An 11896-nucleotide genomic window follows, 5' to 3' on the forward strand; every position below is an offset into this window, starting at 1 on the left:
GCACTCCAGCGCGGGGCAAGCCCGCTCACTACAACAGCCCTCTCCCACATTCAATTGCATTTCATACCAAGTTTTTATGAGGACATCGCTGTGCGCTCGACCGAAGTTGTGATCATTGGCGCCGGCGCCGCAGGCTTGATGTGTGCACTGACCGCCGCCGGGCGTGGGCGCAAGGTGATGTTGATCGACCATGCGAACAAGGCCGGCAAGAAGATCCTGATGTCCGGCGGTGGCCGCTGCAATTTCACTAACATGTACACCGAGCCGGCCAATTTCCTTTCGCACAACGAACACTTCTGTAAATCCGCCCTGGCCCGCTATACCCAGTGGGATTTCATCGGGCTGGTGGCCAAGCACGGCGTGCCGTACCACGAGAAGAAGCTCGGCCAGCTGTTCTGCGATAACAAATCCAGCGATATTCTCGGCATGCTGCTTGATGAATGCATTCAGGTCGGTGTGAGCATGCACCTGGACACGTCGGTCCAGGAGATTGCCAAGCTGGACGCCGGTTATCAGTTGCAAACCACCTTGGGTGAACTGCGCTGCGAATCCCTGGTGATCGCCACGGGCGGCCTGTCGATTCCGACCCTGGGCGCCACCGGCTTTGGTTACCAGGTGGCCAAGCAATTCGGCCATGAACTGCTGCCGACCCGCGCCGGGCTGGTACCGTTCACCATCACTGACCAGCTCAAGGACCTGTGCGGCGAGCTGTCCGGTACGTCGGTGGATTGCCTGGTGAGCTGCAACGGCCAGAGCTTTCGCGAGAACATTCTGTTTACCCACCGTGGCCTGAGCGGGCCGGCGATCTTGCAGATCTCCTCGTACTGGGAACCCGGCGACACCGTGGAGATCAACCTGCTGCCCGACCATGACGCTCACACCTGGCTGCAACAGCAACAGGCCGAGCGTCCGAACAGCGAGCTGAAAACCCTGCTGGGCGAGATCTTCACCAAGAAAATGGCCAACCTGCTGGCGGACAGCTGGTTTGTGTCCAAGCCGATGAAGCAGTACACCCACGCTGAAATCGCCGACATCGCGCAGAAACTCGGCAACTGGCAACTGGTGCCGGCGGGCACCGAGGGCTATCGCACCGCCGAGGTGACCCTGGGTGGCGTGGACACGCGGGAAGTGTCGTCCAAGACCATGGAATCGCTGAAAAGCCCGGGGTTGTACTTTATCGGTGAAGTGCTGGATGTGACCGGCCACCTGGGCGGTTTCAACTTCCAGTGGGCGTGGGCGTCGGGCTACGCAGCCGCGCAATACGCCTGACTGAAGGATGCACTCCCACATTTGGTTTAGGGTGTGTCTGGGAGATATTTTGCGAATTGATGTGATCGCCACGCTTGCCGTGGCGTCCTTGATAGCTCAATTTAACGGCATCGTCCCGGAAGACTCCAGCCTTCATGTCATCGACCTCGTTCAAGCAGTCCATGCGGCGCCTGTGGGCGCTGGATAAATTCAGCTACAGCATTCGGGTATTCATCGCCCTCACCGGCAGCATGGCGCTGTGCTGGTACCAAGATGAAATGACGCTGCTGATCCCACTGTTCCTGGGGATTATCGCCAGCGCCCTGGCCGAGACCGATGACAGCTGGCAAGGTCGCCTCAACGCCCTGGCAGTCACGCTGGTATGTTTCAGCATCGCCGCACTGTCGGTGGAGCTGCTGTTCCCTTATCCCTGGATCTTCGCGATCTCCCTGGCCCTGGCCACCTTCTGCCTGACCATGCTGGGCGCCTTGGGCGAACGCTATGGCGCGATTGCCTCGGCGACGCTGATTCTGTCGGTGTACACCATGATCGGCGTGGACCAGCGCGGTGGCGCGGTCTCCGATTTCTGGCATGAACCGCTGCTGCTGGTGGCCGGTGCCGCCTGGTACGGCGTGTTGTCGGTGCTGTGGCAGGCGCTGTTTTCCAACCAGCCGGTGCAACAGAGCCTGGCGCGGTTGTTTCGCGAATTGGGGCGTTACCTCAAGCTCAAGTCGTCGTTGTTCGAACCGATCCGCCAACTGGATGTGGAAGCGCGGCGCCTGGAACTGGCGCAGCAGAACGGCCGGGTGGTGGCGGCGCTCAACGCGGCGAAGGAAATCATCCTGCACCGCGTAGGCAATGGTCGCCCCGGCTCGAAAGTCAGCCGCTACCTGAAGCTGTATTTCCTCGCCCAGGACATCCACGAACGCGCCAGCTCGTCCCACTACCCCTACAACGCGCTGGCCGAGGCCTTCTTCCACAGCGACGTGCTGTTCCGTTGCCAGCGCCTGTTGCGCCAGCAGGGCAAGGCCTGCCAGGCACTGGCCGAATCGATTCAATTGCGCCAGCCGTTCATCTATGACGACAGCTTCGCCGAAGCCCTGGGCGACCTGAAAGCGTCCCTGGAACACCTGCGCATCCAGAGCAACCCGGCCTGGCGCGGCTTGCTGCGCTCGTTGCGCGCCCTCGCGGCCAACCTGTCCACGCTGGATCGCCTGCTGGGCGACGCCAGCAACCCCGACAGCCTGGCGGACGCCACCGACAGCAACCTGCTGGACCGCGCCCCGCGCAACCTCAAGGAAATGTGGACGCGCCTGCGCACCCAGATGACGCCGACCTCGCTGCTGTTCCGCCATGCGCTGCGCCTGTCGCTGGCGCTGACCGTCGGCTACGGCATGCTGCATGCGATCCACGCCTCCCAAGGCTACTGGATCATCCTCACCACGCTGTTCGTGTGCCAACCGAACTACGGTGCTACCCGGCGCAAGCTCGGCCAACGGATCATCGGCACCGCCATCGGCCTCACCGTGGCCTGGGCGCTGTTCGACCTGTTCCCGAGCCCCCTGGTGCAGTCGATGTTCGCCATCGCCGCCGGCCTGGTGTTCTTTATCAACCGCACCACCCGCTACACCCTGGCCACCGCCGCCATCACCTTGATGGTGCTGTTCTGCTTCAACCAGGTCGGCGATGGCTATGGGCTGTTCCTGCCACGCCTGTTCGATACCTTGCTCGGCAGCTTGATTGCGGGCCTGGCGGTGTTCCTATTCCTGCCGGACTGGCAAGGCCGGCGCCTGAACAAAGTGCTGGCCAACACCCTGACCTGCAACAGCATCTACCTGCGCCAGATCATGCAGCAATACGCCGCCGGCAAGAGCGACGACCTGGCCTACCGCCTGGCCCGGCGCAACGCGCACAACGCCGATGCGGCGCTGTCCACCACCTTGGCGAACATGTTGATGGAGCCAGGGCACTTCCGGAAGGAGGCGGACGTAGGCTTCCGTTTCCTGGTGCTGTCGCACACATTGCTCAGCTACTTGTCAGGGTTGGGTGCGCATCGGGAAACCCAACTGCCGGCCGAAGTGCGTGAGCACTTGATCGAAGGCGCCGGTAATACCTTGGCGGCGAGCATCGATGACATCGCCAGCGGGCTGGCCAACAAGCAGCCGATTGCGATTCAGAGCGATGCCGAGGAAGCACTGGCGGCGGACCTGGAGCAGATGCCGGATGAGATTGATGAAGGGCAACGGTTGGTGCAGACGCAACTGGCGTTGATTTGTCGCCAGTTGGGGCCGTTGCGCACGCTGGCAGCACATTTGATCAAGGACACCCGCGCGGCTTAGCCCGCTATCGGGAGCAAGCCCCCTCCCACATTCGACCGCCTTCCCAATGGATGTCCGCGGTTGAATGTGGGAGCGGCTTGCTCGCGAAGAGGCTCTGAAGAGCACTACATCCCGTGCTGCTTCATCAACCGCGCGTAACTGCCATCAGCCTTCATCTTGATAATCTCTCGGTCAAAGGCAGCGACGATCTGCTCGTGCTCCGGGTGTTTCAGGCTGACCAGGATATGCAGGCTGTTTTCGCTCAACGGCTGGGGTAAAAACTCCACCGCATTGCGCACCCGCGCCGATTCACGGGACAGGTAATAGCGCGCCACATATTCATCCTCCAACGTCAGCCGCACCCGCTGCGCCGCGAGCATGCGCACCGCCATGGCGAAGTTATGCACAGGGACTTTCTGTAGCTGAGGGTCTCCATCGAACGCCGCCGAATAGGCATACCCGCGCACCACGGCGATGGGGTAGTCGTGCAGTTGCGCGAGGTTCTGGAACTCGATGGGATCGTCGCGGCGCTTGATGAAGCGCACGCGGTTGAGCAGGTATTCGCCGGAGAACTGCCCCAACTGTGTGCGGGCATCGTCATACCAGGCGTTGACCAGCACGTCATAGCGCCCATCGCCCACGCCCATCAGCGCACGGGCCCACGGCACCTGTTCAAAATCACTCGCATAGCCCGCACGGGCCAGGGCGGTGCTGACGATGTCCGTGGCCAGCCCGCCGTTGATCAGGGTGGAATCGGTAAACGGTGGCCAGGCATCCGCTACCAGGCGCAGGCGCTGTGCGAACGCAGGCGTCGCCAGCAACAACACTCCAATCAAAGCAACGGCACGAGAGAATCGCGGCATGCTCAAAATCCTTGACAGGCAGGCGGTGGCCTTAGCCCAGGCGGGGCCCGAGGTTCTAACAGTAGCTCAGATTACACAAAGAAGCCGACGGCAAACGCACTCAATGATGGCAATTTGATTTCACTCACAAAAATAGCTCACTTAGACAGCATTGCCGGCTGCGCTTACTATCCGGAACAGACATTGATAAGAGAACACGTCATGACAGTTGAATGGGTCTGCAAACATCACGATGACCTGGGCAAGGAACAGCTTTACGCCATCCTGCGCCTGCGCAACGAGGTCTTTGTCGTGGAGCAAAAATGCCTTTACCAGGATCTTGACGGGCAGGACTTGTCGGGCGACACCCACCACCTGATGGCCTGGCAGGATGATCAACTCGTGGCGTACCTGCGCCTGCTGGACCCGGAGTCCCAGGGCGGCGATGTGGTGATCGGCCGAGTGATTGTGGCGCCCGTGGCGCGCGGCACAGGGCTGGGGCATCGGATGATGGAAGAGACGCTAGAGCGGATTACCGATATATGGCCGCAGACGCCGATGTTTCTGTCAGCCCAGGCGCATTTGCAGGGGTACTACGGGCGGTATGGGTTCGTGGTGGCGGGTGAGGAATACCTTGAGGATGATATTCCCCATATAGGGATGCGCCGCGCCTGAGGGCCTCTTCGCAGGCAAGCCAGCGCCCACATTCGAGAGTATTCACCGATCAAAGGTGGGAGTGGGCTTGCCCGCGATAGCGCCAGTTCACACACCGCCGAACTTCAGGGATACCCCAGCACCTGCTTCACCGAAGCCAGATTCGCCTCGATCCACCGCCGATCAATCGCTCCCCAGCTGCGAATCCGATAGTGCCCGGCGTGGTTGCGGGCGCCGTCTTCCTGTTCGAACTCACACACGATATCCAAGTCGGCCAATGCCGCAATCGTATCCTGGGCCGTACGCCGAGGCATGCCCGTGGCGTCGGTCAGCGCCGGGACGCTGCTCGCCTGGCCGCTGTCGATCAGGTACGCCACATACAGGCGACGGTAGAAGCTGCTCTTGGTCTTGCTCACATCCATGGTCGGTCGCCTTGTGTGGTCAGGGTTTGCCCTGCAGGTCGCGGTACGTGAGGTAGACCCGCAGGTCGAATTCCACCTGATGGTAGCCCGGCATCATGTACTCACAGAGTTTGTAGAACGCCTTGTTGTGGTCCGACTCCTTGAAGTGCGCCAGTTCGTGCACCACGATCATGCGCAGGAACTCGGGCGCGGCCTCCTTGAACAGCGCCGCAATGCGGATCTCTTTCTTGGATTTAAGATTGCCGCCCTGCACCCGCGAAATCGTCGTGTGCAGGCCGAGGGCGCGGTGGGTCAGGTCCAGGCGGTTATCAAACAGCACTTTGTCGATGGCCGGCGCGTTGCGCAGGTGCTCCTGCTTCAAGGCCAGAGCGTAGGCGTACAGGGCCTTGTCGCTCTGCACCGCGTGGCGCTCGGGGTAACGCTGTTCCAAGTAAGCGCCCAACTGATCCTTGGCGATCATCTGGCGCACTTGTTCTTGGAGGGCTGCGGGATAAGCCTGGAGGTATTTCAGCGCGGTCATGGGGCTCGGCAACAGGGTTCGGAGGGTCGCCAGTGTAACGAATTCAACGCACGCGGGCGCGTGACCAGTCCAGCACGTCCTCGGCCACCATCGGCTGCGCGGCCCACGGGCCCTGGATATACGCGCAACCATTGGCCTTGAGCCATTGGGCTTGCTCCGAGGTTTCCACACCTTCGGCGACCACGAGCACATCAAAATGCCCGCACAGCTCGATGATGCTGCGCGCCATCACCGCATCCCGTGCGGAGCCCGGCAGGCGGGCGATCAACTGCGGGTCGAGCTTGAGGGTGTCGAAGGCCAGGTCGCGCAGATGGGCCAGGGAACAGTTGCCCGAACCGAAGTCATCCAGGGCAATCCGCACACCGATCTGGCGCAATAACTTCAGCTGCTTGCCCGACTCTTCCAGGTTACTAGTGAGGCTGTCTTCGCTGATTTCCACCTCCAACTGGCGCCCATGCAACCCATGGCGCTCAAGCACCTGCTGCAGTTGGGCCGCCAGGTTGGGCATATTGAACTGGTGGCTGCTCAAGCTCACGCTCAGCACCAGTTCCTGATCGAAGGTGGCTTGCCAGGCCAGGCGCTGGGCGGCGACCTGTTGGTAAATCCAGCTACTCAGCTGGCTGATCAAGCGCGCCTCTTCCAGCAATGGCAAGAACAGCCCTGGCGGCACATCGCCGACACTCGGATGCTGCCAGCGCAACAGCGCCTCTACACCGCGCAAACGCCCGTCCGCCAGGGAAACCTGGGGCTGGTAGACCAGGGTGAAATCCTTGTTTTGAATCGCCGTGCGCACGCTGTCTTCCAGCATCAGGCGCGAACGGGCGCGGCCGTTCATTTCCTGGTCGTAATAGCGATATTGCTGACGGCCCGCACGCTTGGCTTCGTACATGGCGATGTCAGCCGCGCGCAGCAGGCCGTTCAAGTCCGAGCCGCAATCCGGGAACGTGGCGATGCCGATGCTGACGCCGAGCATCACATCCAGGCCATCCACCTGCTGGCAGATCGACACGCGTTCGATCAGTTTTTCCGCGATCTTCGCCGCTTGCTCGGGGAACTCCAGCTCTAAAAGCGCGGTGAATTCGTCACCGCCCATGCGCCCCAGAATGTCATAGGAGCGCAGGCAACCCTGTAACTGCTCCGAGACCCAGCGCAATACCCGGTCGCCGGCGTCATGGCCCAGGGAATCATTGACCCGCTTGAAGCCGTCAAGGTCCAGGTAGAGCAATACCAGCGATTGCTCTACCCGCTCGCTGCGCAGCAGGGTGTTCTCCACCGCCTGATAAAAACCACGCCGATTGAGCAGCCCGGTCAGCGGGTCAGTGACGGCCTGGAACTCCAGTTGTTGGTGCAGGTGGCGCACCTCGGACATGTCCAGCACCGTCACCACCATGGCCTTCTGTTCGGCGGGCAACGGTGCACAGGACAAGGCCACCGGCACCTGCTGGCCTCGGCCGGTGCGCAAGATCGCATCGTGCAGGCGCCAGGTTTCGCCGTCGCGGTAACCGGCATACATCTGCGACTCCAGCCACGCGGGCACATGGGGTTTCTGCAGGAAGCTCAAGAACTCTTGCCCCTGCAACTCATCCATCGTGGCATTGAGCAGGCGTGAAATCGCCGGGTTGGCGTACTCGATCACGCCCTCCTCACTCACCACCAGAATGCCTTCGGCGGCGTTGTCCAACACCGACGCATTAAAGGCGCGGGCAGACTCCAAATCATGACTCAGGCGCTGCAAGGCACGGCGATTGCGCTGGTGCTCCAGCAACGCCTGGACCTTGGGCTTGAGGATATGCGGGTCGAAGGGTTTGAACAGGTAATCGATGGCACCGCTGGCGTAGCCCTCCAGCACAGCGGCCGGGGATTGCGCATTGGCACTGAGGAAGATGATCGGCGTCATGCGGGTGCGCTGGTTGCCACGCATCAGGCGGGCCACCTCGAAGCCGTCCATGCCGGGCATTTTCACGTCCAGTAACACCAGGTCGACGTCATGCTTGAGCAGTAACTCCAGGGCTTCCACACCGGAACCGGCGGTGACCACTTGCCAGTCTTCGCGCTGTAAAAGTGCACGCATGCTGACCAGGTTTTCCGGATAGTCATCGACTACCAGTAAAACCGATCCGCCATCGCCTAGGTGTGGAGCGCAATCCATGCTACGTCTCTTCCTTGAAGGAGCTGCTCCGGTCACTTCTGGTATAAAACCCGGACAAATACTGAGGCCTCACTCTAGCCTCGGTTCCGGAAAATCAGAAGTGACCGCGGTGCCATCATCGCGCCAAAGTTCAGGAAGCCGACTAACGGTCAGGGTCTGGAGGCCACGGCGCATGGGAAACATGGCTTTTTGGCATTCCTTTGGCGCCAATAATTTGCCAGGGATTAATTAACAAGCGCAGGACTACCGCCTATAAAGAACCTGTCTGGCCCAAGGGCCATAGCCTATACCCCTCTGTAAAAAGGCCTACGCCATGATTGATCTTTCCACCTGGAACCTGAGCATTCCGGTCGGCTCCCCGCCCGCCACCATCGAGACCCCAAAGCTGATGAGCGGCTTCAAAGACCAGTATTTCCAGGCCGAAGGCAGCAACGTGCAATTCTGGACCCCCGTCACCGGCACCCGCACCGAAAATGCCGTGTACCCGCGCAGCGAATTGCGCGAGACCTACGCCGATGGGCGCCTGCGCAACTGGACCTACCCGGATGCGGACAACTTCCTGCGCGCCACCCTGACCGTCAATCAAGTGCCCTCTACCGGCAAAATCGTGATTGGGCAGATTCATGCGTACGACAGCCAGAAGCCGCTGATCAAGCTGGAATACCAATTCAAGGAAAAAACCCAGACCGGCAATATCGTCGCCAAGGTGCGCATGCGCCCGGATGACGGCGATGGGCGGGTGATCACCGTGGCGTCGAATGTGCCGCTGGAGAAGAGCTTCACCTACGTGATCAACCTCAATAAGGCGGGGTTACTGAGTGTGTACGCCGCGGACGGTGAGTGGAATGAGCGCATTGGTGCGGCGTGGGGCGCCAAGCCGCTGTACTTCAAGGCCGGGGCGTATGTGCAGGACAACAGTGGGGACAGCAAGGAAGGCGCGCGGGTGACGTTTGCCAAGTTGGATATAGATCACGATTGACCCCTCCAGACTTATGAAAGAAGCCCCCGCAACCCGCCGGGGCCTCTTGGTTACATCACTTTACTCAACACACATCAACATGAACCCCATCGAAGAATCACCCGCAGGTTTGTTATCACCCACTTTGAGCGTCACTACATTAACGTAGTTAATCTTCGGCAAGCCACCCAACTTGGCATGACCATAAAAAACATGCTCATTTGAACTGACATCTGTTACCGAGACCGTACAAAAACGGGGTGCCTGTTTAAAGACGCCGGGAACAAATCTGACCTTATATTCTGAGAAGTAATCAGGCTGCGCGGTCAACTTCACCTCCTTCAACCACCTAGACGATTGAGCGGTGACAGTGCCTTTCTCATCAATAGACGCGGTAAATATACGGCCCTGCGCATAGGCCGAAACAACTGAAAATGCTGCTACCAACACCATGACAACACCGGTAGTTTTAATAAAGCTCACGTTCAACCTCACCCTTAAATAGATTGCAACGCGCAATCAAAGGCCAACCTTAAACCATCTATATCCGATAAAGTCGCCTCTTCAATGGCATACAAACAAAGCAGAAAGTGACAACAGCGCACGTCATTTAAACTTACAAGCACCGACGACTTTTCAAAGGACTCTTAACTTTTTTACTTCGCTGTATAGCGGATGACTGTGCGGTGATAAACGTACTCACTGAACACGGCCATCGAACACCGTGGTTTCGATACCCTCAACGCCGCCGGACCCAATCGCAGCCATAAAAAAGCCCGCATCGCTGCGGGCTTCTTTTAAACGTCCCAGGCTCAGTTCACCTTGGCGTTCAACTCACCTTTCAGGTAACGCTGGTACATCGCTTCCAACGAGATCGGCTTGATCTTCGAAGCGTTACCCGCAGTGCCGAACGCTTCGTAGCGTGCGATACACACATCCCGCATCGCAGTCACGGTAGCACCGAAGAATTTACGCGGGTCGAACTCGCTCGGGTTGGTCGCCATCAAACGGCGCATCGCACCCGTGGACGCCAAACGCAGGTCGGTGTCGATGTTGACCTTGCGCACGCCGTACTTGATGCCTTCGACGATTTCTTCAACCGGTACGCCGTAGGTTTCTTTGATGTCACCGCCGTACTGGTTGATGATCGCCAGCCACTCTTGCGGGACCGAGGAAGAACCGTGCATCACCAGGTGGGTGTTAGGAATGCGCTTGTGGATTTCCTTGATGCGGTCGATGGCCAGCACGTCGCCGGTAGGCGGCTTGGTGAACTTGTAGGCGCCGTGGCTGGTGCCGATGGCGATGGCCAGGGCGTCAACTTGGGTCTTCTTCACGAAGTCAGCGGCTTCTTCCGGGTCGGTCAGCATCTGGCTGTGATCCAGCACGCCTTCAGCGCCGATGCCGTCTTCTTCGCCGGCCATGCCGGTTTCCAGGGAACCCAGGCAGCCCAGCTCACCTTCAACCGATACGCCGCAGGCGTGAGCCATGGCCACGGTTTGTTGGGTGACGCGGACGTTGTATTCGTAGTCGGTCGGGGTCTTGCCGTCTTCGCCGAGGGAGCCGTCCATCATGACCGAGCTGAAGCCCAGTTGGATGGAGCGCTGGCACACGTCAGGGCTGGTGCCGTGGTCCTGGTGCATGCACACCGGGATGTGTGGGAACTCTTCGATCGCAGCAAGGATCAGGTGACGCAGGAAGGGCGCGCCGGCGTATTTGCGCGCACCGGCCGAAGCCTGGACGATCACGGGGGAGTCGGTCTTGTCAGCGGCTTCCATGATGGCGCGCATCTGCTCAAGGTTGTTGACGTTAAAGGCTGGGACGCCGTAGCCGAACTCGGCTGCGTGGTCCAGCATTTGACGCATGCTGATAAGTGCCATTGTGTTGTCTCTCCCGGTCGAGGGTCGTTAATCGTGCAAGCCTGCCGTAGCGGCGGCTGCTATTCAAGTTATTGCGGGTCAGGGTTTGCATGCCTGGCCTGCTGAATCGTTATTGCTGATGAGGCTGACCCAAATTCCAGTCTGGAATCGAATCAATGTGGGAGGGGGCTTGCCCCCGATGGCTGCGGTTCACCCAACGAAGTCGGTGCCTGACACACCGCTATCGGGGGCAAGCCCCCTCCCACATTTGGATCTCATTAATTTCAAGACCCTGGTGTCTCTATTGGGCTTTACAGCCCCGCCCGATCAAATCATCGGTGGCGACCCAGTAAACCAGGCCTTCCTCACCTTTTGTGTGAAACGCCAGTTGATCGTTGGCATACAGCACACCCGAGGCGGCAACCTCCTGCTTGAGGCGATAAACCTGGTCGGAACCGCCGAGGCGTACATCCACCTCGCTACGAGCCTGGTTGGCAAAGCGCCAGTTGACCTCGGCCTTGCTGTCGCAGGTCCAGGTGGTCCATTTATCGGCAGGCTCTGCCTTGTTGAACATGTTCATGCTGCTGCAGCCGGCCAAAAGGGCCAGGGCTGCCAGGGCGAAAACGCCTTTCATTGCCAATCCTCACAGGGCGACCTGGGGGCCGCCGCTGCTGTCGGTTAGTTGATCAGACCCATCAAGGGCAACCCTGTTCCTGACCGTTGGGCGCGGAGTCGTATTTCTCCAGCCGTTCGTTGCCGATGCGCTTGTTGATCACCGGCATGGTCTCGGCTTGCCAGTCCGCCTGGTAGCAGCTTTTTTTCTGCTGCGCCGCAGGCTTTCCAGCTTCCGGCTCTGCGTTTGGCGTGCTGCCGCAGCCCGCCAACAGGCCCGCTGCGGTCAACACTGCCAACGACTTGATCATGGGAAT

12 protein-coding genes are annotated in these 11896 nt (G+C 59.9%); 4 read left to right on the forward strand and 8 right to left on the reverse strand.

All coding sequences use genetic code 11. The annotated features are described in order from the left end of the window. Window positions 1-90 precede the first annotated feature (90 nt). Window positions 91-1269 carry a BaiN/RdsA family NAD(P)/FAD-dependent oxidoreductase gene (locus AO064_RS18875; protein WP_015886282.1) on the forward strand — a complete coding sequence of 393 codons (1179 nt, stop codon included), beginning with the start codon at window positions 91-93 and terminating at the stop codon, window positions 1267-1269. Window positions 1270-1403: 134 nt separating this feature from the next. After that, window positions 1404-3587 carry a YccS family putative transporter gene (gene yccS / locus AO064_RS18880; RefSeq protein ID WP_064054289.1) on the forward strand — a complete coding sequence of 728 codons (2184 nt, stop codon included), beginning with the start codon at window positions 1404-1406 and terminating at the stop codon, window positions 3585-3587. A 104-nt stretch (window positions 3588-3691) separates the two neighbouring features. Here the strand turns inward: yccS and AO064_RS18885 are convergent, their stop codons facing one another. Next, entirely contained in the window at window positions 3692-4429 is a 738-nt protein-coding gene (locus tag AO064_RS18885) for a substrate-binding periplasmic protein (RefSeq protein ID WP_015886284.1), read from the reverse strand. A gap of 201 nt (window positions 4430-4630) precedes the next feature. Here AO064_RS18885 and AO064_RS18890 point away from each other — a divergent pair, with 201 nt between their 5' ends. Next, window positions 4631-5083, forward strand: a complete 453-nt coding sequence (locus tag AO064_RS18890) for a GNAT family N-acetyltransferase (RefSeq protein WP_064054290.1) — start codon at window positions 4631-4633, stop codon at window positions 5081-5083. Window positions 5084-5187: 104 nt separating this feature from the next. Here AO064_RS18890 and AO064_RS18895 read toward each other — a convergent pair whose 3' ends face one another. Genes AO064_RS18895 through AO064_RS18905 form a run of 3 tightly spaced genes read right to left on the reverse strand, consistent with a single transcriptional unit; the run spans window position 5188 to window position 8153 of the window. Beyond that, entirely contained in the window at window positions 5188-5484 is a 297-nt protein-coding gene (locus AO064_RS18895; RefSeq protein ID WP_015886286.1) for a winged helix-turn-helix domain-containing protein, read from the reverse strand. Between the two features lie 19 nt (window positions 5485-5503). Then, the gene (locus AO064_RS18900; protein ID WP_015886287.1) at window positions 5504-6004 is read right to left on the reverse strand and encodes a M48 metallopeptidase family protein; all 501 of its coding nucleotides are present in this window, start codon (window positions 6002-6004) and stop codon (window positions 5504-5506) included. Window positions 6005-6047: 43 nt separating this feature from the next. After that, the gene (locus AO064_RS18905; RefSeq protein ID WP_064054291.1) at window positions 6048-8153 is read right to left on the reverse strand and encodes a putative bifunctional diguanylate cyclase/phosphodiesterase; all 2106 of its coding nucleotides are present in this window, start codon (window positions 8151-8153) and stop codon (window positions 6048-6050) included. A gap of 313 nt (window positions 8154-8466) precedes the next feature. On the opposite strand from AO064_RS18905, the gene AO064_RS18910 reads away from it, so the two are divergent. After that, window positions 8467-9132, forward strand: a complete 666-nt coding sequence (locus AO064_RS18910; RefSeq protein ID WP_064054292.1) for a polysaccharide lyase family 7 protein — start codon at window positions 8467-8469, stop codon at window positions 9130-9132. A 60-nt stretch (window positions 9133-9192) separates the two neighbouring features. Here the strand turns inward: AO064_RS18910 and AO064_RS18915 are convergent, their stop codons facing one another. The 4 genes from AO064_RS18915 to AO064_RS18930 all read right to left on the reverse strand — a co-directional run bounded on the left by AO064_RS18915 (window position 9193) and on the right by AO064_RS18930 (window position 11890). After that, window positions 9193-9564, reverse strand: a complete 372-nt coding sequence (locus AO064_RS18915) for a hypothetical protein (protein WP_375232531.1) — start codon at window positions 9562-9564, stop codon at window positions 9193-9195. A 359-nt stretch (window positions 9565-9923) separates the two neighbouring features. Further along, window positions 9924-10988 carry a class II fructose-bisphosphate aldolase gene (gene fba / locus AO064_RS18920; protein ID WP_003177554.1) on the reverse strand — a complete coding sequence of 355 codons (1065 nt, stop codon included), beginning with the start codon at window positions 10986-10988 and terminating at the stop codon, window positions 9924-9926. Window positions 10989-11268: 280 nt separating this feature from the next. Beyond that, window positions 11269-11601 (reverse strand): MliC family protein, encoded by a 333-nt coding sequence (locus tag AO064_RS18925; protein WP_015886291.1) that lies wholly within the window; start codon window positions 11599-11601, stop codon window positions 11269-11271. Window positions 11602-11662: 61 nt separating this feature from the next. Further along, the gene (locus AO064_RS18930) at window positions 11663-11890 is read right to left on the reverse strand and encodes a hypothetical protein (protein WP_064054293.1); all 228 of its coding nucleotides are present in this window, start codon (window positions 11888-11890) and stop codon (window positions 11663-11665) included. Between the last annotated feature and the right edge of the window lie 6 nt (window positions 11891-11896).

Source organism: Pseudomonas marginalis (assembly GCF_001645105.1).
Lineage (GTDB): Bacteria > Pseudomonadota > Gammaproteobacteria > Pseudomonadales > Pseudomonadaceae > Aquipseudomonas > Aquipseudomonas petroselini.

Excerpts from the sequence above, each read along its gene's own strand:
- yccS (WP_064054289.1), top strand. The coding sequence starts at position 1,404 with ATGTCATCGACCTCGTTCAAGCAGTCCATGCGGCGCCTGTGGGCGCTG.
- AO064_RS18885 (WP_015886284.1), bottom strand. The coding sequence starts at position 4,429 with ATGCCGCGATTCTCTCGTGCCGTTGCTTTGATTGGAGTGTTGTTGCTG.
- AO064_RS18890 (WP_064054290.1), top strand. The coding sequence starts at position 4,631 with ATGACAGTTGAATGGGTCTGCAAACATCACGATGACCTGGGCAAGGAA.
- AO064_RS18895 (WP_015886286.1), bottom strand. The coding sequence starts at position 5,484 with ATGGATGTGAGCAAGACCAAGAGCAGCTTCTACCGTCGCCTGTATGTG.
- AO064_RS18900 (WP_015886287.1), bottom strand. The coding sequence starts at position 6,004 with ATGACCGCGCTGAAATACCTCCAGGCTTATCCCGCAGCCCTCCAAGAA.
- AO064_RS18905 (WP_064054291.1), bottom strand. The coding sequence starts at position 8,153 with ATGGATTGCGCTCCACACCTAGGCGATGGCGGATCGGTTTTACTGGTA.
- AO064_RS18910 (WP_064054292.1), top strand. The coding sequence starts at position 8,467 with ATGATTGATCTTTCCACCTGGAACCTGAGCATTCCGGTCGGCTCCCCG.
- AO064_RS18915 (WP_375232531.1), bottom strand. The coding sequence starts at position 9,564 with ATGGTGTTGGTAGCAGCATTTTCAGTTGTTTCGGCCTATGCGCAGGGC.
- fba (WP_003177554.1), bottom strand. The coding sequence starts at position 10,988 with ATGGCACTTATCAGCATGCGTCAAATGCTGGACCACGCAGCCGAGTTC.
- AO064_RS18925 (WP_015886291.1), bottom strand. The coding sequence starts at position 11,601 with ATGAAAGGCGTTTTCGCCCTGGCAGCCCTGGCCCTTTTGGCCGGCTGC.
- AO064_RS18930 (WP_064054293.1), bottom strand. The coding sequence starts at position 11,890 with ATGATCAAGTCGTTGGCAGTGTTGACCGCAGCGGGCCTGTTGGCGGGC.